This is a genomic window from Hungatella hathewayi WAL-18680 (assembly GCF_000235505.1).
GTDB classification, from domain to species: domain Bacteria; phylum Bacillota; class Clostridia; order Lachnospirales; family Lachnospiraceae; genus Hungatella_A; species Hungatella_A hathewayi_A.
This window is the reverse complement of the sequence record NZ_JH379027.1, coordinates 329558-354114: the sequence shown is the minus strand read 5'-3', so window position 1 is coordinate 354114 and position 24557 is coordinate 329558. Positions and strand designations below refer to the sequence as shown.

At 50.6% G+C, this 24557-nt stretch carries 25 protein-coding genes and 1 other annotated feature; of the genes, 10 read left to right on the top strand and 15 right to left on the bottom strand.

Annotation, left to right across the window (positions count from 1 at the left end; all coding sequences use genetic code 11):
• Positions 1-100 precede the first annotated feature (100 nt).
• The 8 genes from HMPREF9473_RS01720 to HMPREF9473_RS01685 all read right to left on the bottom strand — a co-directional run bounded on the left by HMPREF9473_RS01720 (position 101) and on the right by HMPREF9473_RS01685 (position 5094).
• Positions 101-415, bottom strand: coding sequence for a septum formation initiator (locus HMPREF9473_RS01720; RefSeq protein WP_006778324.1), 315 nt, complete (start codon positions 413-415; stop codon positions 101-103).
• Complete coding sequence (yabQ, locus tag HMPREF9473_RS01715; RefSeq protein ID WP_006778323.1) at positions 416-868, bottom strand: spore cortex biosynthesis protein YabQ; 453 nt, start codon at positions 866-868, stop codon at positions 416-418.
• A 24-nt stretch (positions 869-892) separates the two neighbouring features.
• Positions 893-1177 (bottom strand): sporulation protein YabP, encoded by a 285-nt coding sequence (gene yabP / locus HMPREF9473_RS01710; protein WP_006778322.1) that lies wholly within the window; start codon positions 1175-1177, stop codon positions 893-895.
• A gap of 71 nt (positions 1178-1248) precedes the next feature.
• Positions 1249-1488, bottom strand: a complete 240-nt coding sequence (locus tag HMPREF9473_RS01705) for an RNA-binding S4 domain-containing protein (protein ID WP_006778321.1) — start codon at positions 1486-1488, stop codon at positions 1249-1251.
• A gap of 3 nt (positions 1489-1491) precedes the next feature.
• Positions 1492-1767, bottom strand: coding sequence for an HU family DNA-binding protein (locus HMPREF9473_RS01700; protein WP_006778320.1), 276 nt, complete (start codon positions 1765-1767; stop codon positions 1492-1494).
• A gap of 98 nt (positions 1768-1865) precedes the next feature.
• Positions 1866-2246 (bottom strand): MazG family protein, encoded by a 381-nt coding sequence (locus HMPREF9473_RS01695; RefSeq protein WP_006778319.1) that lies wholly within the window; start codon positions 2244-2246, stop codon positions 1866-1868.
• A 139-nt stretch (positions 2247-2385) separates the two neighbouring features.
• Positions 2386-3627, bottom strand: coding sequence for a metal-dependent hydrolase family protein (locus tag HMPREF9473_RS01690; RefSeq protein WP_006778318.1), 1242 nt, complete (start codon positions 3625-3627; stop codon positions 2386-2388).
• A 36-nt stretch (positions 3628-3663) separates the two neighbouring features.
• Complete coding sequence (locus HMPREF9473_RS01685; RefSeq protein WP_006778317.1) at positions 3664-5094, bottom strand: APC family permease; 1431 nt, start codon at positions 5092-5094, stop codon at positions 3664-3666.
• Between the two features lie 197 nt (positions 5095-5291).
• Here HMPREF9473_RS01685 and HMPREF9473_RS01680 point away from each other — a divergent pair, with 197 nt between their 5' ends.
• Positions 5292-6002: a LytR/AlgR family response regulator transcription factor gene (locus HMPREF9473_RS01680; protein ID WP_006778316.1), complete on the top strand. Its 711-nt coding sequence runs from the start codon at positions 5292-5294 to the stop codon at positions 6000-6002.
• The gene (locus tag HMPREF9473_RS01675; RefSeq protein WP_006778315.1) at positions 5999-7315 is read left to right on the top strand and encodes an ATP-binding protein; all 1317 of its coding nucleotides are present in this window, start codon (positions 5999-6001) and stop codon (positions 7313-7315) included. The genes HMPREF9473_RS01680 and HMPREF9473_RS01675 overlap by 4 nt, the downstream gene beginning before the upstream one ends.
• Positions 7316-7355: 40 nt before the next feature.
• On the opposite strand, the gene spoVT is transcribed toward HMPREF9473_RS01675, so the two are convergent.
• A complete protein-coding gene (gene spoVT, locus HMPREF9473_RS01670) occupies positions 7356-7904 on the bottom strand; it encodes a stage V sporulation protein T (protein ID WP_006778314.1) in 549 nt (182 codons plus the stop codon).
• A gap of 162 nt (positions 7905-8066) precedes the next feature.
• Positions 8067-8333 (top strand) — a binding site (T-box leader).
• 70 nt (positions 8334-8403) lie between these two features.
• Here spoVT and HMPREF9473_RS01665 point away from each other — a divergent pair.
• The 8 genes from HMPREF9473_RS01665 to HMPREF9473_RS01630 all read left to right on the top strand — a co-directional run bounded on the left by HMPREF9473_RS01665 (position 8404) and on the right by HMPREF9473_RS01630 (position 15534).
• Complete coding sequence (locus tag HMPREF9473_RS01665) at positions 8404-9876, top strand: anthranilate synthase component I family protein (RefSeq protein WP_080568843.1); 1473 nt, start codon at positions 8404-8406, stop codon at positions 9874-9876.
• On the top strand, positions 9876-10448 hold the full coding sequence (locus HMPREF9473_RS01660) for an anthranilate synthase component II (protein WP_006778312.1): 573 nt from the start codon (positions 9876-9878) through the stop codon (positions 10446-10448). The genes HMPREF9473_RS01665 and HMPREF9473_RS01660 overlap by 1 nt, the downstream gene beginning before the upstream one ends.
• Positions 10445-11458, top strand: a complete 1014-nt coding sequence (gene trpD / locus HMPREF9473_RS01655) for an anthranilate phosphoribosyltransferase (protein WP_006778311.1) — start codon at positions 10445-10447, stop codon at positions 11456-11458. Before HMPREF9473_RS01660 ends, trpD begins: the two co-directional genes overlap by 4 nt.
• Before the next feature lie 27 nt (positions 11459-11485).
• Positions 11486-12274 carry an indole-3-glycerol phosphate synthase TrpC gene (gene trpC / locus HMPREF9473_RS01650; protein WP_006778310.1) on the top strand — a complete coding sequence of 263 codons (789 nt, stop codon included), beginning with the start codon at positions 11486-11488 and terminating at the stop codon, positions 12272-12274.
• A 64-nt stretch (positions 12275-12338) separates the two neighbouring features.
• Positions 12339-12974, top strand: coding sequence for a phosphoribosylanthranilate isomerase (locus HMPREF9473_RS01645; RefSeq protein WP_006778309.1), 636 nt, complete (start codon positions 12339-12341; stop codon positions 12972-12974).
• 48 nt (positions 12975-13022) lie between these two features.
• Entirely contained in the window at positions 13023-14207 is a 1185-nt protein-coding gene (gene trpB, locus HMPREF9473_RS01640) for a tryptophan synthase subunit beta (protein ID WP_006778308.1), read from the top strand.
• Complete coding sequence (trpA, locus tag HMPREF9473_RS01635) at positions 14200-14970, top strand: tryptophan synthase subunit alpha (RefSeq protein WP_006778307.1); 771 nt, start codon at positions 14200-14202, stop codon at positions 14968-14970. Before trpB ends, trpA begins: the two co-directional genes overlap by 8 nt.
• 141 nt (positions 14971-15111) lie before the next feature.
• The gene (locus HMPREF9473_RS01630; protein ID WP_006778306.1) at positions 15112-15534 is read left to right on the top strand and encodes a DUF2000 domain-containing protein; all 423 of its coding nucleotides are present in this window, start codon (positions 15112-15114) and stop codon (positions 15532-15534) included.
• Between the two features lie 55 nt (positions 15535-15589).
• Here HMPREF9473_RS01630 and HMPREF9473_RS01625 read toward each other — a convergent pair whose 3' ends face one another.
• The 6 genes from HMPREF9473_RS01625 to HMPREF9473_RS01600 form a co-directional block, all read right to left on the bottom strand.
• Positions 15590-17953: a glycoside hydrolase family 9 protein gene (locus HMPREF9473_RS01625; RefSeq protein WP_006778305.1), complete on the bottom strand. Its 2364-nt coding sequence runs from the start codon at positions 17951-17953 to the stop codon at positions 15590-15592.
• Positions 17954-17995: 42 nt separating this feature from the next.
• On the bottom strand, positions 17996-18457 hold the full coding sequence (locus HMPREF9473_RS01620) for a RidA family protein (protein ID WP_006778304.1): 462 nt from the start codon (positions 18455-18457) through the stop codon (positions 17996-17998).
• Between the two features lie 46 nt (positions 18458-18503).
• Entirely contained in the window at positions 18504-21101 is a 2598-nt protein-coding gene (locus HMPREF9473_RS01615; protein ID WP_006778303.1) for a beta-mannosidase, read from the bottom strand.
• A 26-nt stretch (positions 21102-21127) separates the two neighbouring features.
• Positions 21128-21967: a carbohydrate ABC transporter permease gene (locus tag HMPREF9473_RS01610; RefSeq protein WP_006778302.1), complete on the bottom strand. Its 840-nt coding sequence runs from the start codon at positions 21965-21967 to the stop codon at positions 21128-21130.
• A gap of 2 nt (positions 21968-21969) precedes the next feature.
• Positions 21970-22899 carry a carbohydrate ABC transporter permease gene (locus HMPREF9473_RS01605; protein ID WP_006778301.1) on the bottom strand — a complete coding sequence of 310 codons (930 nt, stop codon included), beginning with the start codon at positions 22897-22899 and terminating at the stop codon, positions 21970-21972.
• Between the two features lie 91 nt (positions 22900-22990).
• Positions 22991-24337 (bottom strand): ABC transporter substrate-binding protein, encoded by a 1347-nt coding sequence (locus HMPREF9473_RS01600; RefSeq protein ID WP_006778300.1) that lies wholly within the window; start codon positions 24335-24337, stop codon positions 22991-22993.
• Positions 24338-24557: the final 220 nt, after the last annotated feature.

The following is a 24557-nucleotide window of genomic DNA, read 5'->3' as shown; positions in this document are numbered from 1 at the left end:
GGCATTCCTTCTCCACTGGCATTATACATGGTCAGAAGGGAAATAAATGTCATTTCATGGACGCAAATCCATGAAACTCATCGACAAAATATTCCTGTTATTATTCGGCCGGTTTTAACAGAATCTCATCGGGATTCACCAGCCCCAGTTTTTCCTTGGCTACTTTCTCTATGTACTGCTTGGTCTGGACATAGATTCTCTGCTCCTCCAGCTGCTCGGCCCTCTGCTCCTCCTGCTCCAGGCGCTTTTGCAGGGTCTCTTCCTTCATCTGGTACTGCAGTTCCTTATCTTTTAACGACGCGCCGCGCAGATTGACCACAACGGCCATACTGATAACCACAAATGTAATGCCCAGCAACGCCATCCGGTTGCCCAGCTTGTCTTTTTTCTTCTTCTTTGAAACTCTGACTCTCATTCAATCACCGGCTTCTTTTATTGATGTCTGCTTCCTGTGTCTGCTTGTCTCACGCTTTTTCAATTTCTCGCGCTGTTTCCCGCTTTTCTTCTCGTTTCGTTTCTTCTGTCTTTCCGTTTTATGTTTACCTGTCTTCATTCTAAGATACTTTAACAGTTTTTTCAAGTACTTTAGGAAATTACGGCTGACAAGCCACTGATACAGGGCCATTCCCACGAAGGCCGACACCACGGCGTAGGCCCGGATATCGCCGTCATTTTCCCGGTACAGCAGGCTGAATGTCATCAGTGCCGAATATATCCAATAGAGCATGTCTTCTATTCCAACGGCAATATCGCTGTGAGGACACAGAAGGCGGAATACCCGCAGACAATCATAGACCACCAGCAGCCCCACCCCCGTCAGAAAGCTTACCGCCAGAAGCCTTACCTCATAATTGATGGTTGCGCTCATGCCTGTCACCTTCCTTCCGCACCTCTATTTAAACAGCCGGGTAAAGACGGATTCACCGGATTTTCTGTAAGAGGTATTGGAGGAATATACCAGACTATCGATGGTCCCTTCCACGTCCACCTCCCCCTTCTCCAGGGTCAGACGGCTCACATGCATATCCTTGCCCTTGATGGTCAGGAGGCCCATATCCGTGTCCAGAACAACCTGATTCTCATCAAAGGATACCACGTCCTGAATTCCCGTGATATTGCCCACGGCGCGGTTCTGAATCGCCAGCTTGTGAGGGCGGGTCCCTATTTTTTCATCCATAAAAAAACCTCCTAACATACTTATACAATCATCTGCTTAAGTATATTAAGAGGTTTCTCAATTTATTCATGTTACAGATAGCGATAAAGCTCTTTGGCCTCATCCTTCTTCACGGTCTCCTGCACATCCAGTACTTCTACCTTGACAGAGCTTGTCCCGAACTGAATTTCAATGGTGTCACCCACCTTTACGTTCAGCGATGCCTTGGCCGGCTTGTCATTGACCAGAACGCGGCCTGCGTCACACGCTTCGTTGGCAACGGTTCTGCGCTTAATGAGTCGTGATATCTTCAAAAACTTGTCCAATCTCATGAATTATTCGTTTACCATGTCCTTTAATGCTTTACCAGCTTTGAACTTTGGTGCTTTGGAAGCAGCGATTGTCATAACTTCGCCTGTCTTAGGATTTCTACCCTCTCTGGCTGGTCTCTCAGATACTTCGAATGTACCAAATCCAACTAACTGAATCTTCTCACCTTTCACTAACTCATCAGAAACAACCTCTGTGAATGCCTTAACTGCCTTCTCAGCGTCCTTTTTCGAAATTTCTGCCTTTTCAGCTACTGCTGCGATTAACTCTGTCTTATTCATTGACATCTTCCTCCTAAATATGGATTATAATGGCAACCATTCTGTTCCATTATAAATTTTCTATACTCTATCATTTATAGCCGTTTCTCCATGCTTTGTCAAGGTTTTTCGGCTTTTTCCTGCTTTTTTATTGCATTCCACAGCGCCAGACCTTCTTCGACAGAATTCACCTTCACATCCCCGAATACATGGGGGTGTCTGCGAATCATCTTCCGGCACACGCCATCCACCACATCGTCGATGGTAAACGCCCCTTCTTCCTTGGCTATCTGGCTGTGCAGCATCACCTGGAGCAGGATATCTCCCAGTTCCTCACAGAGGTTCTCCATGTCCTGATTGTCAATGGCGTCATAAACCTCCTGGCTTTCGTTGGCCAGACAAATCTTCAAGCTCTCGTGTGTCTGCTCCTTATCCCAGGGACAACCATGCTCGGAACGGAGCTCGTCTATAATATGGACCAAATCGTCAAATGTATGCATATACCTGCCCTCCATTTTTTCTTCATCATAGCAGAATCCGAAAGAAAAAGATAGCCTGAATGCCAGTCATCAGCCAAAAAAGGAATGAGCGCCTCAAAGCCGCATCACGGCCCATTGAGGCGCTCATTCGCCTTATTCCTTAGTTGTTTCTTACGAAATAACCCTCTTTCATGATAACATCCATGTTGTCAACTGCGATGGCGCGGATATTCTCCAGCGGATTGCCGTTGATAACCAGCAGATCTGCGCTCTTACCTGGGGTCAGGGTTCCTGTCACGTCGTCAACCTTCAGCATCTCGGCGCCAACCTTGGTTGCTGCCATGATGGTATCCATCGGGCTGATGCCTGCGCACTCTACGAAGGAGTACATCTCGCCGATAGCCGTTGTGCCATAAGGAGTCAGGCTGGAGCAGAAGGAGTCGGAACCGATGGTCAGGCCGATGCCTTTGTCTTTTGCTTTTCTAAGGTTTGCATAAACACGGTTTAACTCTTTCTCTGCCACGGTTTCACCAGGATACTGGTCATGTACCTCCGGGATGTATGGCGGAGCATAGGTCTTGAACCATTCATGCAGAAACTGGATGGTCGGACAGAAGTAGATGCCCTTAGCCGCCATAATGTCCAGACACTCGTCATTTAAGGTCTGTCCGTGGATGATTAAATGAACGCCGGCTTTTGCGGAATCAAGAGCTCCGCCGTAGCCTTCCGCATGGGACCATACCGGAATATGTACCATGTTGCACTCGTCAACCACTGCCTGGATTTCCTCCAGTGTATAATGCTGGTCAAGCTTCTGGTCCCAGCGCCAGATACCGCCGCCTGTTGACCAGATTTTGATAGCGTCAGGGTTATCGCGCAGTCTTCTTCTCACTGCCTTTCTCAAATCCCATGGGCTGTCAACGCGCTCTGCCCACGGATGAGCCAGGTCGTTATGCTCCCGTAACAGTTTGTGGGAATCGCCATGTCCAGCGGTGCGGCAGAAGCCAAGTCCGGTAGCTACCACACGAGGTCCTTTCATCACGCCGGCCTCTACCATGTTACGGATAGCGATACCGTTGCGCCCAATCTCACCAACAGTGGTCAGACCATTCTCCAGACACTCATGAGCCTGCTGAACGGCAACAACCGATTTCTGAACCACATCCTCCAGTACCCAGTCACTGTCATCGTCAGTCAAGTTACCGGAGAAATGAAGATGGGAGTCAATCAGACCTGGCATAATGGTCTTACCTGTGATGTCTTTTACCTCATAATCTGTCACTTCCTTGTCAGCGCCTGCATAGACAATCTTGTCGTCCTCTACCAGCACCAGACTGTTTTTTACTGGCTCTGCGCCGGTACCGTCAATCAAAAGACCGCCGCGAAATGCAACTTTGTTCATATGTGAATCCTCCTTTATGAAATTTAAAAATATATTTTAAGCGCTTTTCTTTGAAGAAACCGCTTTTAAAATCAGACCAATCACCAGCCATCCGGCCACAATCGCCCACTCTACCGGCTTTAAGGCCGCAGGGCTGAAGGGTACTACCATCAGTGCAATAATAATACTTCCCGCCAGACACGCCATACTGATGCCAAGCTTGCCGCCAGGTACCTTGTAAGGACGAGGCAGGTCCGGCTCCGTCTTTCTCATTTTCAGACAGGCAAAGCTCACCATGGTGCAGGAGAAAATGAAGGCCAGCGCCGATACGTTGGTCAGCGAAACCAGCATATTTTTGCCCAGGAACGGTCCCACTACGGTCAGCACCGCCAGAACCATATTTGCCATTTTCGGAGCACCGCTCTTTCCATCAATCTCCGCGAAGGAGGACGGAAGCTGTCCTTTACGCCCCATCGCCAGCATGATACGGCTTGTGGCCCCATAGAAGGAATTCATGGGTCCCATAGGCCCTAATGTAGCGATAATCAGCATGGCCACATACAGAACCATATTGATATTTTTCAGACACGCCAGTGCCGGTACCGTACTCTGTACAAATTCGGTCCAAGGAATGATGGTACCGAAGGAATAGATACAAATCATGTAAAAACCGCCGGCTGCCAAAAGCGCCATACTGATAACCTTGCCAAACTTGTTCCAGTCAAGTCCTTCCGCCGCTTCCTCCGCCTGCTGGGGAATCGTGTCAAACCCGGCATAGAAGAACGGTGTCATCACCAGCACGGAGATAATTCCGGCAAACATATTGTTTGCGCTGGTGGTGGAGCTTGGGCCAGTGGCCTTTGAAAATGCCGGCAGAATGTTGGATGGACCGCCCTTGATAAAGGAGATGCCCATAGCTAAAAGCATGCCTGCAAGCAGCGCCTTGGTCAGAAATGCCTGGAGCTTTGCCGCCGCGCTGGCTCCTCTGAAGTTCAGCGAAATCACGTAAAATGCAAACCCCAGTGCAATCACCGTCGGAAACAGATACACATCCGCTCCCATGATGGTATAGAGCTTCACGGCTCTTAAAATCGGGAACAGACCCCCGAACATATCAGATACCAGCGTGGAGATGGCGATGGCTTCCCACGGACACAGAATGCCGTTTCCAAGAGCCAGAAACCAGCCGGTTATGTAGGACATGTTGTTGCCGTAAGTCCTGTCTACGTACTCAATGATGCCACCCGATATGGGAATGGCTGCTGTCAGCTCTCCGAACACCGCTCCGATTGGAAGCAGGAAAATAGCGCCGATTAAAAATGCAATCATAGCCGCGATAGGACCGCCGCCGATTACCATCCAGTCACCTACCAGCAGCACCCATCCGGTACCGATGATGGCGCCGAATCCGATGGTAAAAAAGTTCCAGATGGATAATGTCTTTTTCATCCCTGTGCCGCCTGACGCGGCTCCCTTTGATTCAGGCATAAAACCTTCCCCCTTGTCTTTCCTTTTGTCTTGTCGAGACTCATTTTACTCCTTAAATTTCTAAATTCAATATGCCCTGCAAAATCGATAAATCCAGTGTCATAATCGGTCAAATCCATTTGCTTTTTTACCCGTGCAAGACTATAATGTACAGTAGCTTTTGAACACTTTAAGACACATCATTGGGGGAATTTATCATGTTCAGAATCGTATGCTGCGACGACAGCGCAGAGGATACATTACAGCTCACGGAATATTTGTCTGAATTGCAGGAGCATTATCCCATTCAGATTTATACTTATAGCAACGGAATTGATTTGATTAAGGACTATCAGAAGAAGCAATTTTACGACCTGCTGATACTGGATATGCGGATGGAGGAGATGAACGGCATTGAGGTGGCCAAGGAGATTCGGAAAGTGGATGAGAGTCTTCCTATCCTGATTGTGACGGCCACCGTGGACTACGCGGTGGATGGGTATCTGGTGAACGCCTGCCGCTATCTGGTAAAACCGGTGGTGAAGGAGGATTTTCTGAATGCCGTCCGCAACACGCTGGACCACCTGATTCAGCAGCGGAATTCCTTTTTCACCTTTCCGTCCAAAACCGGCACTACCAAGCTGATGACGGAGCATATTTACTACCTGGAATCCAATATCCGCACCATTCAGGTCGTTGCTGAGGAGGGGCGTTTCTCCTTTACAGGAACCATCAGCGCACTGGAGGAGGAATTAAGGCCCCACGGCTTTATCCGGATCCATAAGAGCTTCCTGGTAAATATCAGCCGGGTCCGAAACATTTTCAAGGAATCGGTTACTATGGACAACCAGGACGTCATCCCTATGAGCAAGCACAAGCGCAAGGATGTCAGCCATGAATTTCTCAGCTATATGGAGGCCCACCTATGATGCCGTCCGTCTACCACCTGATTAACAGCCTGCTTTTGTCTATGGCTGAGACCTGGATATTCTTCTGGCTCTGCCAGACCTTCCTGCACCCCAAGGCGCTGCCGCGGTATCTTATCCGGGGGGCCTTTCTGGTCTACTTTCTGTTTCAGATGGTGACCTATGTGCAGGATTTTCCGCTGTTCAGCGCCTGGTTTTTCTACTGTCTGTTCTCGCTTCTGATTGCCTGTCTGTTCTACCAGGACTCCAATCAGATTAAGGTTTTAGTGGCCTGCCTGTTCGTGTTTTTGAACTATTCCTGCAAGCTGATAGCTTCCGTCCTGATTATGGGACTGGTGCATCAGAAGATACCGGCGCTGCCCAGCAATTTCGTTCAGGGCGCCGCGTCCCAGATGCTGGCCTGCATTTTATTTTTCCTGTTCACCCTGCTGTTTGTCCAGTTCCGCAAGATGCACGACTCTAACAAGCTGACGCTGTATGCCATTATCAGCTACATCTATCCCTTTGGCATCCTGCTCATATCCATCCACCTGTTTTCCGTGCGGGACAACACCTTTCTTCTGTATTCCGATATTGCCGGAATCCTCATGTGCACCACCTTCTTTCTGTTCTACCTGGTGGACAAGACCTTTATCATCAACGAGGTGCGCCAGAAGCGGATTATGGCCGACCAGCTGCTGTCCATGCAGACCGACTACTACAAACAGGTGGAGGAAGCCCAGACGGAAATCACGGCCCTGCGCCACGATTTAAAACGCCACTTACACAGCCTTGTCTCCCTGCTTCAGATGGAGCAGTACGGCCAGGCCCTGGAATATATCAACGGAATCTACGATTCCACCAACCATTTAACGGTCCCCGTCAGCAGCGGGAACCGGATGGTCAACATCATGTTAAGCCGCACCAAGCTCCAGGCGGAGGAAGCCCACATCGCCTTCACCACCAACATCATGATTCCGCCTACCCTTCCCATCGAAAATGTGGACATGTGCATCATCCTGGGGAACCTTCTGGACAACGCGGTGGAAGCCTGCGAGCGAATCACCGACGACTCCATCCGCAAATTTATCAATGTGGAAATCCTGTTCCGCAAGGCATTTCTTGTCATCAGCATCACCAACTCCTTCAACGGAGAATACCACATGAGCGGCGCCCGCTACGAGAGCACCAAAACCGGAGAAACCTTCTGCGGCATCGGCCTCTCCAACGTCTCCACCGTGGTGGAAAAATACGAGGGCGACATGAAAATCAGCCATGAGGAACATACCTTTACCGTCAGCATTATGCTGGCATTGGAAAAAGAGGGCATTGCGTGACAGGCAATCCCCTCTTTTTTCATTTCTCTGTCTATTTGTCTTATGCCTCCATCTGGCGTCCCAGGAAGGCGGCGGCTGTCAAGACCAGCTTCATTTCCATATCTCCGAATTTTGCTTTGGCATCCCTGCTAAGTAAGGCCACTGAGCCGATGGCATCGCCCTCGCAGATAATTGGCGCAATCACCTGGGCTGTGATGCCCTCCATCTCATCGGAGGTCAGGGAGATAAACGCCTTGTCATCCTTGGATGCCATCACCACGTTGCGCTCTCCGATGATATGCTCCAGCTGCTTGCTGATAGTCTTCTGTATCATGTCCTTCTTGGAGCCGCCGGACACGGCAATCACCTGGTCTCTGTCCGTAATACATACAATCATCCCGGTCGACTGGGCCATGGCTTCCGCATATTGACCGGAAAATGCAGTCAGTTCCACCATAGGAGAATACTTCTTTAAAATGATTTCTCCCTCTCTGTCCGTGAAAATCTCCAGTGGCGTTCCCTCCCGCAGACGAAGTGTTCTACGAATCTCCTTTGGTATTACTACCCTCCCCAAATCATCAATTCTTCTTACGATTCCCGTAGCTTTCATAAAATTATTCCTCCATTTACTGTACTATCCGTTTCTGGAAGTAGTATCTGTAAAATTGAGGAATTTATACACTTCTTTTACATAAGGTTTAAAATTTTTTCCAAAATTTAGTTGACATTTCTTTTTCGCTGTAATATACTAAAGCACAATTAAATATCACCAAACAAACCGGTGAGCAAGAGTAAGTAAGATGTTTCTATTTTGCACAGAGAGCCTTCATATGGTGGAAGAAGGTCTTAATAATTCATCCGAATGGACTTGCGAGGGCGCTTTGAAATCCATATTTATCAGTATTCATGGAGAGTAGGTGGCGACGGGGTTCCTATCCGTTACCAAGGGGAGATGCATGTTAGTGCATTTTTGAGTGGGCGTAGTTTACGCCAATTTGGGTGGTACCGCAGAAGTTAATTCAAGACTTTTGTCCCTTTCGAGGGGCAGAAGTCTTTTTTTATTATTTCAATTATTTTAAATATCATCAGGAAAGGAGAAACGCACTATGATTATCACACCAGACTGTGAGGAAATTACAAAACTCGCAAAGTATTACAAACGAATTCCACTCTGCCGGGAAGTTTACGCGGATGTGGTGACGCCAATCACCCTTCTTCGCCGCATCGCGGAAAAGAGCACCCGGTTCTATCTGCTGGAAAGCATTGAGGGCGGTGAGACCTGGGGACGCTATTCTTTCCTGGGATTTAACCCGATTATGAGATTGACCTGCAAGAACGGCACCGTGGACGTGGAGGATTCCTCCGGGGAGGAGCATACAAGGCGCTCCGTCAAAACCAGCAAGCCGCTGGATGTCCTTCGGGATATCCTGAAAGATTACAAGGCGCCGGTCATCGAGGGACTGCCGCCGTTTACCGGAGGCTTCGTGGGATATTTTTCCTACTCCATGATCCAGTACGCGGAGCCGACGCTGAAACTGAAACAAGATGACGGCAGCGATTATGATTTGATGCTGTTTGACAAGGTCATCGCCTACGACCATTTGAAGCAAAAGATATCCATCGTGGTCAACATGAAAACTGACAACGTGATGGAGCAGTACGGCAGGGCCTGCGGGGAGCTGGAATCCATCGCGCGGCTGATACAGAGTAATGCGCCGCTGGCCAAATCCGTCACCACCGACAAGCCGGAATTCACTTGCAATGTCTCAAAAGAAGACTACTGCCGGATGGTGGAGAGGACGAAGGAGTATATCGTGGACGGAGACATTTTCCAGGCGGTTATCTCCCGACAGTTTTCCAGTCCCTATGAGGGCAGCCTGTTAAATGCCTACCGGGTGCTGCGGACCACCAATCCGTCTCCCTACATGGTGTACATGAAGCTGGACGACGACGAAATCATGAGCACCTCGCCGGAGACCCTGGTACGGCTGAAGCAGGGACGGCTGACTACTTTCCCGGTGGCCGGTTCCAGACCAAGAGGCGCCACACCGGAGGAGGACACCAGACTGGAAGCCGAACTGCTGGCCGACGAGAAGGAGCTGGCAGAGCACAACATGCTGGTGGATTTGGGAAGAAACGATTTGGGAAGAATCTCAAAGTTTTCCACCGTGGAAGTCACCGGATACAAAATGATCCACAAATACTCCCGGATTATGCACATCTGCTCCCAGGTGGAGGGTGATATCCGGCCGGACTGTGACGGCTGCTCCGCCATCGAAGCCGTGCTGCCGGCGGGAACGCTGTCGGGAGCGCCTAAAATCAGGGCTTGTGAAATTATTGACGAACTGGAGCAGGTGCCGCGGGGCATCTACGGCGGGGCGCTGGGATATCTGGACTTTACCGGCAACATGGATACCTGCATCGCCATCCGCATGGCGGTGAAGAGAAACCACAAGGTGTATGTTCAGGCGGGAGGCGGCATTGTGGCAGACAGTGTTCCGGAATTGGAATACGAAGAATCCGCCAACAAGGCGGGAGCCGTTATCAATGCCATCTTAAAAGCCAGGGAGGTGAATGACTGATGATACTGCTGATTGATAATTATGACAGTTTTTCCTACAATCTGGTTCAGCTCTTCGGAAGTCTGACGCCGGATATCCGGGTGATCCGGAATGACGAGATGACCGTTGATGAAATCAAAGAGCTGCATCCCAGCCACGTGATTCTCTCTCCCGGACCAGGTTATCCGAAAAACGCGGGAGTATGCGAGGATGTGATACGGGAGATGAAGGGTATCGTCCCCATCCTGGGCGTCTGCCTGGGGCATCAAGCCATCTGCGAAGTGTTTGGCGCCGCCATCGTCCACGCGAAAAAGTTGATGCACGGGAAGCAGAGTATCATTTCCCTGAACCCAGGCTGTCCCCTGTTTGCGGGACTGCCGGATCAGATTCCGGCGGCGAGATACCATTCCTTGATCGCTTCCAGGGAGACCCTTCCCGACGAGCTTCTGATTGCGGCTCAGGACGATATGGGGGAAATCATGGCGGTACAGCACCGAAAGTTTCCTATCTATGGACTTCAGTTCCATCCGGAATCGATTATGACGCCGGACGGTATGGTAATATTGAAAAATTTTTTGGAGGTAATCTTATGATACAGCAGGCAATTCACGACGTAACGGAGCGGAAAAATCTTGACTTTGATACCGCAAAACAGGTAATGGGAGAAATTATGAACGGGGAAGCCACACAGGCGCAGATGGCGTCATTTCTGACAGGGCTTCGGATGAAGGGAGAAAGCATCGAGGAAATCACGGCCTGCGCGGCGGTGATGCGGGAAAAGGCATTGAAACTGACACCGTCCTTCGATGTGATTGATATTGTGGGCACCGGCGGCGACGAGGTGGGTACCTTCAACATTTCCACCACAAGCGCTTTCGTGGTAGCCGCGGGCGGTGTCCCAGTGGCCAAACACGGCAACCGCAGCGTGTCCAGCAAGAGCGGGGCCGCCGACGTGCTGGAACAGCTTGGCGTGAATCTGGCGCTGACGGCGGAGCAGTCCGAGAAGCTGCTGGAGGAAACGGGGATGTGCTTCATGTTTGCACAGGCATACCACTCCTCCATGAAATATGCGGCGCCGGTGAGAAAAGAACTGGCCATACGGACCATCTTCAATATCCTGGGGCCGCTGTCCAACCCGGCGGGGGCTACCATGCAGCTGTTGGGCGTGTATGATAAATCGCTGGTGGAGCCGCTGGCCAAAGTGCTGAGCAATCTGGGCGTTACCCGCGGGCTGGTGGTCTGCGGTGCGGACGGACTGGATGAGGCCACGGTGACCGGGCCCACACACGTGTGTGAAATCCGGTTTGGGAAATTAAAGGCTTATGATATCACTCCTGAGGAGGTGGGACTTTCCCGCTATGAGCTGTCCGATATCATCGGAGGGACGCCGGAGGAGAACGCGCAGATAACCAGAGACATTTTATCAGGAGAACTGAAGGGGGCGAAGCGGGATATCGTGATTTTGAATTCCGCCATGAGTTTGTATCTGGGCATTGATGACTGCACCATCAAAGACTGTGTGCGAAGGGCGGCTGAGCTGATTGACTCGGGTATGGCCTACGCGAAACTGAATGAATTTGTAAATGCCACGAAAACCTGTTAAACGCTGCAAATGATACGAGGTGAAGATATGATATTGGACGCCATAGCAGATACCGCAAGGCTGCGGGTACTGGAAGCAAAGAAACGATGTCCGCTGGAAGAAATGAAAGAAAAGGCTCTGGCTCTGCCGAAAAGAGAGTTCCCCTTTGAGCAGGCCATCAATCGCCCTGACATGGCTTTTATCTGTGAGGTGAAGAAGGCGTCTCCCTCCAAAGGAGTCATCGCCCCCAACTTTCCCTACACGGAGATTGCCAGAGATTACGAGATGGCAGGCGCTTCCGCCATCTCGGTGCTGACGGAGCCGGATTACTTTATGGGCTGCAATCAATACCTGACGGAGATAAAAAACACGGTACAAATCCCCCTACTCCGTAAGGATTTTACTGTTGATGAGTATCAGATTTATGAGGCGAAGGTCATCGGCGCCGACGCGGTGCTGTTAATCTGCTCTCTGCTAGATACGGAAACACTTTCTTCTTATATAAATGTCTGCGACAGGCTTGGCCTCAGTGCACTGGTCGAGGCACACACCAAGGAGGAGGTTTTATCGGCCCGTGAGGCGGGCGCGCGGATTATCGGAATCAATAACCGGAATCTGAAAACCTTTGAGGTGGATTTCAACAACTCCATCCAGCTGCGCTCCCTGGTTCCGCCGGAAATTCTGTTTGTGGCGGAGAGCGGTATCCGGACGGCGGCAGACATCCATGTGCTCTATGAGGCGGGCGTCAACGCGGTTCTCATCGGGGAGACGCTGATGCGCTCGGTGAATAAAAAACTGGAGCTTGATAAGCTTCGTTCGGGATGTTATTTGATGTAATACTTGATTCAATTAAATATTTCATTGGCTTTATAAAACACTGGAAAGGGTATGGATATCGGATATGGTTAACATAAAAATCTGCGGTCTCCGCACACTGGAAGACATCCAGGCCGTCAATGAAGCTCGGCCGGATTATATCGGCTTCGTCTTTGCTCCGGGCAAACGCCAGGTGACGGCTTCCCAGGCGGCGGCTATGAAAGATCATCTGGCCCCCGGTATCCAGGCCATCGGTGTCTTTGTCAATGAATCTGTCGACAGGATTCTTTCTCTGGCGGAAGCCGGAATCATTGACATGATTCAACTTCACGGGGATGAGCCGGAGCAGATGATACTGGAGCTGAAGGCCAAAACAAAGGCACCCGTGATTCGGGCCGTCCGGGTACGGACAACTGATGACATCCACCGGGCCTTCTCAGTCCCAAGCGACTATCTGCTGTTTGACACCTACACAAAAGACGCCTACGGCGGAAGCGGTCAGACCTTTGACTGGTCCTGCATTCCCCCTATGGAACGGCCCTACTTTCTGGCAGGCGGGCTGACTCCCGACAACATCATCCAGGCCGCCCGGACACCGGCCTTCTGCCTGGATATCAGCAGCGGCGTGGAGACGGACGGGCGGAAAGACCCGGACAAAATCAGGCGGGTTGTCGAGACCATCCGGGCTTACAACCGGAATACGACTCAAACTTTATTTTAAAACCCTTCATAACGAAACCATATCGAATCAATAAAAGGAGAAATCACTATGTCAGTTGGAAAATTCGGACAGCACGGCGGACAGTTCGTCCCCGAAACCTTAATGAGCGCGGTTCAGGAGCTGGAAGCCGCCTACAACAAATACAGTAAAGACCCGGAGTTTATCGCCGAGCTCAATGACCTTCACAAAAACTATACCGGCCGCCCTTCCCTTCTCTATTATGCGGAGAAGATGACAAAGGATTTGGGCGGAGCCAAAATCTACTTAAAGCGGGAGGATTTAAACCACACCGGCTCCCACAAGATTAACAACGCCCTGGGACAGGTGCTTCTGGCCAAAAAAATGGGCAAGACCCGCGTGATTGCCGAGACAGGCGCCGGCCAGCACGGTGTGGCCACCGCTACCGCCGCGGCCCTGCTGGGCATGGAGTGCGAAGTCTTTATGGGCAAGGAGGATACGGACCGGCAGGCGTTAAACGTCTTCCGCATGCAGCTGCTTGGCGCTAAAGTCCACCCGGTCACCAGCGGCACCCAGACCTTGAAGGACGCCGTCAATGAGACCATGAGGGAATGGACCAACCGGGTGGAGGACACCCACTATGTGCTTGGCTCCGTTATGGGTCCTCACCCGTTTCCCACCATTGTCCGGGATTTCCAGAGCATTATCGGAAGGGAAATCCGGGAGCAGCTTCTGAAAGCCGAGGGGAAACTACCCAGCATGGTGATTGCCTGTGTGGGCGGCGGCAGCAATGCTATGGGGGCCTTTTATGAATTTATCAACGAGCCGTCCGTGGCGCTGGTAGGCTGTGAGGCCGCAGGGAAGGGCGTAGAAACCGAGCAGCACGCCGCCACGATCTGCAAGGGCTCTCTCGGCATTTTCCACGGCATGAAATCCTATTTCTGTCAGGATGAGTACGGGCAGATTGCACCGGTTTACTCCATCTCCGCCGGGCTTGACTACCCGGGCATCGGGCCGGAGCACGCCAACTTACACGATACCGGCCGGGCTTCCTACGTGCCTGTAACGGACGACGAGGCGGTGGATGCCTTCCAGTATCTCTCCCGGATGGAGGGCATTATCCCGGCTATCGAGAGCGCCCATGCCGTATCCTACGCAAGAAAAGTGGCGCCGGGTATGAGCAAGGATGACATTATCGTGATTAACTTATCAGGACGTGGAGACAAAGACGTGGCGGCAATCGCCAGATATATGGGGGTGAATATCTATGAGTAGAGTCAGTGATGTATTTCAGAATGGAAAAGCATTTATCCCGTTTGTGACCGCCGGGGACCCGAATCTGGAGACAACGGAACGGCTGATACCGGCCATGGCGGAAGCCGGAGCCGACCTAATTGAAATCGGGATTCCATTTTCAGACCCGATTGCGGAGGGAATTGTGATTCAGGAGGCCGACATGCGGGCGCTGGCTTCCGGCACTACCACCGATAAGATATTTGAGATGGTGAAACGCATCCGGGAGAGGATGGACACTCCGCTGGCTTTTATGACCTATATCAATCCCATCTTTGTATACGGGGCGGAGCGTTTTCTTGCCAAATGTAAGGAGTGTGGGGTTGACGCCCTGATTGTGCCGGATATGCCGTTTGAGGAAAAGCAGGAACTGCTCCCCTACTGTCATCAGTACGATATCGAACTCATTTCCCTGATTGCTCCCACCTCGAAGGAGCGGATTGCGGCCATTGCCAGGGAGGCCGAAGGGTTTGTCTACTGCGTTTCCTCCATGGGCGTGACTGGGGTTCGGACAGAGATTACCACGGATATCGGGGAAATGGTTTCCCTTGTGAAGAAGGAAAGCGACATTCCCTGCGCCATTGGATTCGGCATCTCCACCCCGGAGCAGGCAAAGAAAATGGCCGCCTCCGCCGATGGAGTCATCGTGGGAAGCGCCATTGTCCGCATTGTCGCACAGTATGGCACGGGCTGTATTGCTCCGGTCTGCGACTACGTCAAGGCTATGAAAGCGGCTATTTCCTGACACGGATACAAGTATATAATTATACCGGCACCGGCCCGTCTTATCTGTCAGTAAGACGGGCCGGTGTCATATCATACAAGAATTTTTCACTCCTTGGGACTACAATACAGGTATATAACGTCGAAAAAGGAGTATTATGATATGGATATACTGGAGAAAAAATGCGTTATGGTCATAGACAGCGAGCTTCCTCTCGGAATCATCGCCAACACCGCAGCAATCATGGGCATCACCCTGGGCCGCCACATCCCAGAGAGTGTCGGGCCCGACGTCACCGACAAAACCGGCAACTCCCATCTGGGAATCATCCAGATTCCCGTCCCCATCTTAAAAGCTGACCGGGAGAAAATCAGGGACCTCCGCCAGCAGCTCTACCAGCCCGACTTTGCCGAGCTGATTGTGGTCGATTTCTCCGAGGTGGCCCAGACCTGCAACCACTACGACGATTTCACCCTCAAAGCCTCCCAGACCGAAACCCCGGACATGTCCTACTACGGCCTGGCCATCTGCGGCCCCAAAAAGCTGGTCAACAAGCTGACCGGAAGTATGCCGCTTATGAGATAGACATAAAAAAGGAGCTGTCGCACTCAGTAATCCGTGCGCAGCTCCTTTTTCTTTCTTACATCACGTCCGCCGCAATTGCCATGAAACGTCCTGGCGGCGTGGTCCATACTTCGCGGTATGTGGCGATATTCGCCTGAGGCCAGTATGGAAGGTCCTCATTTCTTCTGGTCTGAACGCCTACTGGCATTTCTCCCACCGTCTCGCCAAGAAGAGCGGTGTATTCCTGACCGTAGTTGTCGCCCTCGCCGTACATGAGGGACTGGGTGAACGGATTTTTGCCCAGAGCCCAGTAGAGCTGCTCGCGGCCAATCTCAATCAATTCCCTGTCACCAAAATACTGTCCTAAAATAGAAGCCGCTTTTCCCATGGACAGCTGGATAGCCGAGTTCCCTCTGTATGAGAACCATACCGGGAATCTTCTAATATAATATCCGTTTCCAAGGTCGATACCATTTTCCAGCTGCTCCTTATAGTTGGCCTTCTCCGCCTCATATTCAGCAGTAGGATGAAGCACATCGAAAGTGGCCTTGTCATCAATCTCGGAGATATGATGAATGCCGGCCGGAAGCATTCCGTAGGGCTGTGTATAGACCTTCAGCTTCTTCAGATACTCCCCGTGCAGCTTCATCGCCTGCTCCCAGGCCTCAATCTTCTCATGGCCCTTCAAGGCCTCGCAGACCTCTGCCAGCGCCATGACAAACACATGGTCTCTGGCCTGATGGGAGAAATGCACAATGTGCTTCTTCGTCTCATCCCGGTAGAAATATCCGTTCATCGGCGTCTCATCGCCAGTCTCCTGGCAGGCCACAATTTTATCCGCATACTCTTTCGCAAATGCAGCGAACCGGTCTTCCTTTGTCATCTTATACAGTCTTGCCGCCGCCCACGCAGCCGCAGAATAATACTGAGAGAGACTGGCCCCGGCTGTGTGCTCTACCATGTGAGGCTCTTCCAGTCCTACCTTACGGAACCGCTCATCCGCAAACATAAAATCTTCCTTCGCCACGTCCAGACATTTCCAGGCCAGCTCCGGGTCTCTCTCCCCGAAAGCTTCCGCCGCGCCCGCTTCCACAGCCGCAAACACAAAGTTTTCAAAGGAGCGGTTGTTGACGTCGGCAATCACATCATCCATATTGCCCATCAATCCGTCGGTCCATCTTCTGAGAGCCGCGTGGGAAGTCCGGTATCCGTCCCCGAAACGCATTCTCAGGATAAAGTCGAGACCCCAGTTTGCCTCCTCCATCATTCTTAAGTAAAGCATCTCATCGAATTTCCGGGCCTCTTTTGCCGACGCCATCATGGCGTCCAGAATCTCGGCACTCTGCATGGTCTGCTGGGAGACGTCCGCCGCGTCATGCCAGCCGCCATTGAAAATCATTCTCACCCCGTTGTGGTCCGCATAGACATCCTGATGGCAGGCGCCGTGGCAGTTTGGAACCGGGTAGCCGCATCGCTCGCAGTACAGGAAGTTAATCAGCTTCCAGAGACTTGGCACCAGAATATCCTGGCCGATGTGGAAGGTTTCGGTCTCCGTACTGCCAAACCGTATCCGGTACTCCCCATCCGTCCGAAGCTCCGTAAAATCAATCACGCCAAACTCGCCGGCCTGCCCCTGCACCCGTTTGATATCGCCCCGGTATGCCACGGAGCCGTCAGCCGCATGGACAATCTCAAATGTCTCCGCATCCGTATTCACAATGGCCGTCTTGTCACCGTCCGTAAAATATCCGGTGGTGGAGTAAGCCGCCCTCTCCTTGCCGCACTGCCAGCCGTGAACCACATTGGGCTCCACTTCCTGGAAGTAAATGTCCTTTAACTCGAAATACATGTTATCGCCGGTGGACACGTCCTTGCCGTAGCGGTGGATATTAAAGGAAATCTCCTCAATCTTATCATGGGCAATGGCGTCAATCTCCCAGACACATTCATTCCACTCATGGTTCTTTAAGTTCATGGCGTTGTAGCCTTCTCTGGAATAGGCGTCCGGAATCTTGATAACCCCGTTGTTAGTAAATCCCACCCGCACGATGGGGCTTCGGTTTCCCTCGCACTCCGGTTTGATTTTAAAATAAATCCGGTTGCCCACGGACAGGTCAAGTCCGCTGACATCCAGCTTGGGAATATAGCTTCCGAAGGTGGCATAGGCCCCGCCGGCCGCGTCATGGGCACGGACCTCCGTGTCCGGCCAGTGGTCCGCTCTCGACCAGGTGTGCAGATGCAGCACGCCCTTTTCCCGAATCTCCACTTCGCCTTCTCCCTCAAAGCTCCAGCAGTCCATACTCTCCCCATCCCAGAGCGGAATGGAACTCGTGACTTCCTTTTTCAGATTCTTTCCCTCAATGCTTCTGTCCTGCTCCGGTTTTAACGGATAATGCACATACAACGATTCTCTCAAACTTTTTTGAAACAACTCATTCATGATGAAACCTCCATAATCTGCGGAATTGTATGCTTCGGTTACCTATTTCTCCAGCTCGAAAATTGCTTCAATTTCTACCGGAATGTTGCCGGGAAGGACATTGACGCCAATGGCGGAGCGTGATGGCAGGTTCTCCGTCCCGAACAGCTCGCCAAGCAGGGCGCTGGCTCCGTTTGCCACCATGGGCTGCTCTGTAAACTCGTCGTCACTGGCCACAAAGACAAGGATTTTAACCGCCTTCTTTACCTTATTTAAATCACCCACCTGCGCCTCAAGAACCGCCAGCACATTCAGCATGGAATTTCTTGCCCATTCCATTCCCTCCTCGGTGGTGTATTCTTTCCCCAGCTTGCCGCATGGTTTTTTATCTCCAATCGCCGGACCGCACCCGGAGATATATGCCAGATTCTCTCCAAATTCCATACATGGCGTATAAAGACCGCCCTTAGCCGGCGCTTCCGGCAATGTCAAGTTGCATTCTTTTAATTTCTCATAAATGTTCATAAAAGAGACCTTCCTTTTTTGATTTTTCTATTTGATTAGCAATGTCTTATCCTACTTCATAACTGTCCGCCACGCTTCTCACCCGAATCTGCCGCTCCAGATTCTTGAGCGTACATCCTTCGGGAAGCTCTGTTTTCGGCAGCGATACCTCCACTCCCTCCGGGGTGGTGATGTCAAAATAATTGTCGGAGAAAACGCCGTCTAATTCCTCAAGCTCCAATTCCACATACTGTGCAAACGAGGAACTTCTCACCCGGATTATAAACTGCTCTTCTGTCTCCGTAACCGCAATCACATACTCCGGTTTCCGGTATTGGAAATGTTTCGGCTTCACAAACAGGGTGACCTGCTCTGACACCGGCGTGTCTCCAATATAGAGTCTCACTCTCGCAAAGAAGCAGGACTTCTCTTCGTCCCACGTTTCCTGCTGCTTTGCATGACGCTCTGCCTGCTGTTCTTCCTTCCGCTCTTCCATCCTCTTCGGGGCCACACTCCGGTAATCTACCGAAAAGCTCTGTCCTACTGACATGGGCTCCACCGTGATATCTTCCGTATGCTCCCACAGAACCTGAAAATCCTGGTCAATCAGCGCCGCTTCCACTCTTCCCTGAACCGGCTCTAACGTATCGTTATTCACAAAGTAGCCAATCTCCGATGACAGCTCCTCCTTCTCACAGGCCGAAACCATAACCGGCGCGTAGAACCGTTTGGCTCCATAGTGGAGGGCCTTCCATCGCCCGAAATAGTCGATGCTCGCCCAGGATGCCACCGGCCAGCAGTCATTGATCTGCCAGTAGAGGGAGCCCATACAACGCCCCCGGTTTCTTCTCCAGTGCTCTACCCCGTACTGTATCGCTTTCAGCTGCAATACCTGGGAAATGTAGGCCAAATCTCCCAGCGACTTGGGATACAGGAAATAATCGGCCACGTAATTCAGTATCTTGCCGTTGGCGCTCCCATTCTTCTGATGGGATTCCATCACCTGGCTGAAGATATTTCTGTCCTCCAAAAGAGTGAAGCTCTCAATCGTCTTCATCCCTGGGAAGGACTGGAATCCATACTCCGAGCAGAAAGAGAAATACTCTTTCCGGTACTCGGTAAACGGCTTTCCGGAATGCCACACCTCCCAGTAATGCTGGTCGCCCCGGTTCACGGCGTTGGGGTCATCCAGACTCCCGCCGGAGGAAGGAGACGACGGCCAGTAGAAGGTGACATCGTCGCAGTTTTTCAACGCCTTGGGGAGAATGTACTCAAATATCTTGATGTAATCCGCCTTATATCTCGGATGATGGCCCTTGATTCTGGCCCATTCATCGCCCCATCCCCACTCCATCTCGTTGTTTCCACACCACAAGGCCAGACAGGGGTGGTGGCGCAGGCGGCGGACATTGTCCTTCGTCTCCTCCACGATATTTTCTTCAAAATGCTCCGTCAGCGCATACACGTTGCAGGCAAACATCAAATCCTGCCAGACCATGATGCCGGCCTCGTCGCAGGCATCATAGAAATAATCGTCCGGGTAGTAACCGCCGCCCCAGACCCGGATGCAGTTATAGTTTGCGCTCTCGCAGTCCTTCACCAGCCGGCAAGTTCTCTCCTTGGTCACCCGGCTTAAAAGAATATCCTCCGGGATATAATTGGCGCCCATGGCGAAGATTTTGACTCCGTTTACGACAAAGGCAAACTCACTGCCGTATTCGTGGGCATCCGTGCAAACGTCAATGGTCCGGAGCCCGATTCTTTTCCGACAGATGTCACAGACCACGCCATCTCCAGTTTTCAGTTCCACACTCACCTGATAGAGCGGATGTTCTCCCACTCCGTTGGGCCACCATAACCGTGGGTTGGGGATTTCCATGGAAATCTCTCTCTGGAAGGGGTATATCTCCGCCATGCAGTTCCCGTCCGGGTCCTCAATGGTTACGGCCAGAGAAAGTTCTGTCTCTGTCCACTTGGATTCCGGGGACATCGAAACCGATAAGTTCCGTTTCTCCGCCAGGAAATCCACCTCTGTGTACAGTTTCAAGGCCACGCTTCCATCCCCGCCATGCTCCTGTTTTATTAAAACATCCGCAAACTTCGGCAGGCTTCTGTATTCCAGAGAAATATTTCGGAATATCCCCGCGTCAGGAAGCTGCGGGCCCCAGTCCCAGCCGAACATATAGTGGGCCTTCCGAATGGCGGCATTTCCATGGATACATCCGGTGGATGCATAAAATATGTCATTTTCCGCGTCTTCTTTTCTGGCGGCCACAAGGGCGGAGTCAAACCGGATGGAGATATGGTTCACCCCAGCCCTCAAAAATTTCTTCACTTCTATCCGGTACGTCCGGTGCATGTCATCCGTTCTGGCAATCTCCACTCCATTGACCGCCACCGTGGCAAGGGTATCAAGCCCCTCGCACACCAGGGTAACGGAGTCACAGTCCAGCGACTCCACCGTAAATTCCCTGTCATATGTAAAATCGGATGCCATAAACTCCCGTGTCCGGTATTCATTACATCTCCAGAAAGGGTCTTCTATCGCCCCATGCTTCAGCATCGCCGACAGGACTGTCCCCGGCACGGCGGCCGGAATCCGGCTTGCGGTATCATTTCCCTTCTGTAAATTCCAGATTCCATTTAAAGACTGAATTTTATCCATGATGTCTCATCATCCTCTGTCATTCCTTATGCCTTAAGTCCACTGGTTGCAATTCCTTCCACGAAGTTTCTCTGGAACACCGCAAAGCAGACGATAACCGGAAGCACGAACACCAGCGCCGCCGCCATCAATCGCGACCAGTCAATCGAATACTCGCTCAGATACTGCTGAAGTCCTAAAGACAGCGTATAGCGCTCCGGCTTCGTGATGAAAATCAACGGATACAGATAGTCGCTCCAAGCGTCCAAAAACGCGTAGATACCAATGGTTGTCAGCACCGGCTTGCACAGCGGCATCGCGATTCTCCAGTAACAGGTGAAATGGTTGGCGCCGTCGATTCTGGCGGCCTCAATCAAGCTGTTTGGAACGCCGTTGAAGAACTGTCTCACCAGCACGATATAGAATGCTTTTCCGAAAAATGCCGGCAGAATCAGCGGAATATAGGTATTTGTCAGTCCCAGTTTGGAATAAATCTTATACAACGGCACCATCGTTACCGTAATCGGAATCATCATAGTCGCCATGACAAGTCCAGAGATGATATCCGCGCCTTTCCATTTGATTTTAGAGAGGGAGTAAGCCACCAGCGGGGTGACTAACACCTGTCCGGCTACGGAAAGCACGGTGATAAAGATGGTATTTCCCATATATTTGAAATACGGGATTGCCGCAAATGCCGCCGGGAAGTTATCCGTAATCCATTTTCTCGGAAGCAGCTTCACCGGGATGGTGAAGGCGTCGCTGTTCGTCTTAAACGACGTCAGGAACATGACCATAAACGGTGAGACAAATATAATGACCAGCACTGCAACCATAAGAAAAAACAATCCGTTTTTTATCTGTTTCTTAAGCTTTAACTTGTTCATAATCACTCACCTCCTGCATCTTCGGTCACCTTCTTCGTCACCTTCGTCATGATAACCGTCAGAATAGCAACGATGATGAAGAGAATCCACGCCATGGCGGACGCTTTCCCCATCTTCAGGTATGTAAACGCGTTGTGGAAAATATACAGCGGATACATCAGAATCGAGTTCTCCGGTCCTCCCGCGGCGCTTCCGCCCTTCACGCCAGCATTTGCCGTAACGATAATGTAAACCTGCTGGAAGTACTGGAAGGAGTTGATGATACTGAGTATCGCCTGGTATACAAATACGTGGGCCACGCAGGGCAATGTAATATAGAAGAATCTCTTCACGGAACCCGCTCCGTCAATCTCCGCCGATTCGTAATAACTTTTGGGAACCGACTGGAGAGCCGCCATACATACCAGCATGATCGTACCCGTATTCCAGGTTCCCATCAGCACCAGCGCCCATTTAGTGTATTTTGCATCCAGAAGCCATGCGGGGCCGTTGATTCCAAACCATCCCAGGACATTGTTGATGTAACCGTAGGTTGGGTCAAACATCCAAATCCATACCATGGTAGCAGCTACCATTGGGATAACGGATGGAAGGAAAAATGCGGTTCTCACGGCGCCTTTTCCTCTGAAATTCTTTGTCACGATACAGGCCAGCAACAGGGCAACCGCCAGGTTGATGGGGGTTGATACGAATGAGATAAATAGCGTATTTAATAAACTTTTCCATACGAGGGGGTCGCTGAAGACATCTTCAAAGTTTTTAAGACCTACCCATTTGGGAGCTGTTACTGCATTAAATTTTGTGAAGCTGTAATATAGAGAGCTAACCAGCGGATACACACTGAATGCCAAAAAACCAAAAATCCATGGAGCCGCAAACAGCAGACCATACTTGAATTCTTTTTTCTCCCAACATGATTTTGTTTTCTTCACATTATTCTCCTTTCCCATATTTCTTGAATAATCCTTTAAAAAATGCCGATGCCGGAACTTATCTCATCCGGCATCGGCACAAGCAGGTCAATTATTCAAGTCCGGCACTCTGTTCCTTCAATGAGCGCATAGCATCTTCTGGTGTCATCTTTCCGGAATATACGGTATCCAATGCGGAGTTTACCAGATTCATGTATTCGTCATAGTCAGACATCTGTGGATACTGAACACCCTTCTCTTCCTTAAGTGCATCGATGAATTCTGCAAATCCGGGAACTGCCAGGATTTCAGGGTCATCATAAAGAAACTTAATCGCCGGAAGGTTACCTGTTCCGAGGTTGATAATTTTCGCACCCTCTGCGCTGCACAGCCACTTTGTGAAATCCCATGCACCATCTTTATTAGAAGACATTGATGTTATTGCGATGGAATCTGTCTCAAAACGGCTGACGCCTCTGTATTCCGGATGAGCTTCTGTTCCAGGTACCAATGTGATACCGTAATCAACAGTTGAATTAAAGTTAGCCATCATAGTAGGCAGCCAGGAGCCGTCTAATCTGAACAGCTGTTTACCCTGGAAGAACATATCCTGCTCCGTATAGCGGTTGGTATTGGCCGTACCGATAAAGCTGTCAAGCGCCTTACCGCCAAATTCTTCTCTGAACTTCACGTTCATGTTCAGACTGTCAAGAATTCCCTGATTGTCAGGTGTCAGGTTGGAATCCTCATCCCACCATCTGCCGCCGAAACCGTAGATTAACTCCTGTCTTGCGGAAGCGTATGGGAACAGCGGATAGCCCAGAACATCAATGTTACCATTGCCGTCTGCCTTGGTTGCCTTTACAGCCATCTCATACATCTCTTCCATGGTTTTTGGTGGCTCTGTGTATCCTGCTTCTTTCAACAATGTCTTATTGTAGTACATCTGGATTGTATAGGCATCCAAAGGAAGTGCATACAGGTCGCCGTCAACACGGTTGGCATTGACTGCCTGGTCTGAATAGATAGAGAGGTCAAAGTTTTCAGCTTTTACATAGCTCTCCAGAGGCTCAACCAATCCGTTCATGGCGTACTGTATCACGGTCTGATTACCATGTTTGATAACGTCAGGCGCTTCGTTGCTGCTCATGGCAACAATCATTTTCTGTCCATCGGTAACACTCAAACCTTCTACTTTGTATTTGCTCTGAGATGCATTGTATGCTGCAATCGCATCCTCATAAATTTTAGCTTCATCTCCTGTATTGTTATACCAGAAGGTCACAACCTGGGCATCCCCAGCCGGTTCTTCCTTTGCCGCACTACTCTCAGAACCCCCATTATCCGTAACTGCCGCTGTTGTTGTTTCTGTCTTCCCGCTGTCTGAACTTCCGCATCCTGTCATTGCAATAGCAACCATACTAAGTGTTAAAATAGAACTTACCAGTCTTTTTTTCATGACTTTCCTCCTTTTGCTCACTACCTCCGGCAGGTTTTTTATGCCGGCCATGCTTAAGATACTTCGTTTTAAACCTTTTGTTGTACGCGCTTCAACATTTTGTTTACTTATTTCTTCTTCACTATACTATATCTTCATCAATCTGTCAATAAAAACATGATTTTTATATTTAAATTAATCATTTTGCCAAATTATTAACATAAACATGTCAACGTTTTGT

Excerpts from the sequence above, each read along its gene's own strand:
- HMPREF9473_RS01720 (WP_006778324.1), bottom strand. The coding sequence starts at position 415 with ATGAGAGTCAGAGTTTCAAAGAAGAAGAAAAAAGACAAGCTGGGCAAC.
- HMPREF9473_RS01660 (WP_006778312.1), top strand. The coding sequence starts at position 9,876 with ATGATACTGCTGATTGATAATTATGACAGTTTTTCCTACAATCTGGTT.
- HMPREF9473_RS01690 (WP_006778318.1), bottom strand. The coding sequence starts at position 3,627 with ATGAACAAAGTTGCATTTCGCGGCGGTCTTTTGATTGACGGTACCGGC.
- HMPREF9473_RS01700 (WP_006778320.1), bottom strand. The coding sequence starts at position 1,767 with ATGAATAAGACAGAGTTAATCGCAGCAGTAGCTGAAAAGGCAGAAATT.
- HMPREF9473_RS01680 (WP_006778316.1), top strand. The coding sequence starts at position 5,292 with ATGTTCAGAATCGTATGCTGCGACGACAGCGCAGAGGATACATTACAG.
- HMPREF9473_RS01600 (WP_006778300.1), bottom strand. The coding sequence starts at position 24,337 with ATGAAAAAAAGACTGGTAAGTTCTATTTTAACACTTAGTATGGTTGCT.
- HMPREF9473_RS01695 (WP_006778319.1), bottom strand. The coding sequence starts at position 2,246 with ATGCATACATTTGACGATTTGGTCCATATTATAGACGAGCTCCGTTCC.
- trpC (WP_006778310.1), top strand. The coding sequence starts at position 11,486 with ATGATATTGGACGCCATAGCAGATACCGCAAGGCTGCGGGTACTGGAA.
- HMPREF9473_RS01685 (WP_006778317.1), bottom strand. The coding sequence starts at position 5,094 with ATGCCTGAATCAAAGGGAGCCGCGTCAGGCGGCACAGGGATGAAAAAG.
- HMPREF9473_RS01625 (WP_006778305.1), bottom strand. The coding sequence starts at position 17,953 with ATGAATGAGTTGTTTCAAAAAAGTTTGAGAGAATCGTTGTATGTGCAT.
- spoVT (WP_006778314.1), bottom strand. The coding sequence starts at position 7,904 with ATGAAAGCTACGGGAATCGTAAGAAGAATTGATGATTTGGGGAGGGTA.
- HMPREF9473_RS01645 (WP_006778309.1), top strand. The coding sequence starts at position 12,339 with ATGGTTAACATAAAAATCTGCGGTCTCCGCACACTGGAAGACATCCAG.
- yabQ (WP_006778323.1), bottom strand. The coding sequence starts at position 868 with ATGAGCGCAACCATCAATTATGAGGTAAGGCTTCTGGCGGTAAGCTTT.
- HMPREF9473_RS01620 (WP_006778304.1), bottom strand. The coding sequence starts at position 18,457 with ATGAACATTTATGAGAAATTAAAAGAATGCAACTTGACATTGCCGGAA.
- trpD (WP_006778311.1), top strand. The coding sequence starts at position 10,445 with ATGATACAGCAGGCAATTCACGACGTAACGGAGCGGAAAAATCTTGAC.
- HMPREF9473_RS01615 (WP_006778303.1), bottom strand. The coding sequence starts at position 21,101 with ATGGATAAAATTCAGTCTTTAAATGGAATCTGGAATTTACAGAAGGGA.
- trpA (WP_006778307.1), top strand. The coding sequence starts at position 14,200 with ATGAGTAGAGTCAGTGATGTATTTCAGAATGGAAAAGCATTTATCCCG.
- HMPREF9473_RS01630 (WP_006778306.1), top strand. The coding sequence starts at position 15,112 with ATGGATATACTGGAGAAAAAATGCGTTATGGTCATAGACAGCGAGCTT.
- trpB (WP_006778308.1), top strand. The coding sequence starts at position 13,023 with ATGTCAGTTGGAAAATTCGGACAGCACGGCGGACAGTTCGTCCCCGAA.
- HMPREF9473_RS01610 (WP_006778302.1), bottom strand. The coding sequence starts at position 21,967 with ATGAACAAGTTAAAGCTTAAGAAACAGATAAAAAACGGATTGTTTTTT.
- yabP (WP_006778322.1), bottom strand. The coding sequence starts at position 1,177 with ATGGATGAAAAAATAGGGACCCGCCCTCACAAGCTGGCGATTCAGAAC.
- HMPREF9473_RS01705 (WP_006778321.1), bottom strand. The coding sequence starts at position 1,488 with ATGAGATTGGACAAGTTTTTGAAGATATCACGACTCATTAAGCGCAGA.
- HMPREF9473_RS01675 (WP_006778315.1), top strand. The coding sequence starts at position 5,999 with ATGATGCCGTCCGTCTACCACCTGATTAACAGCCTGCTTTTGTCTATG.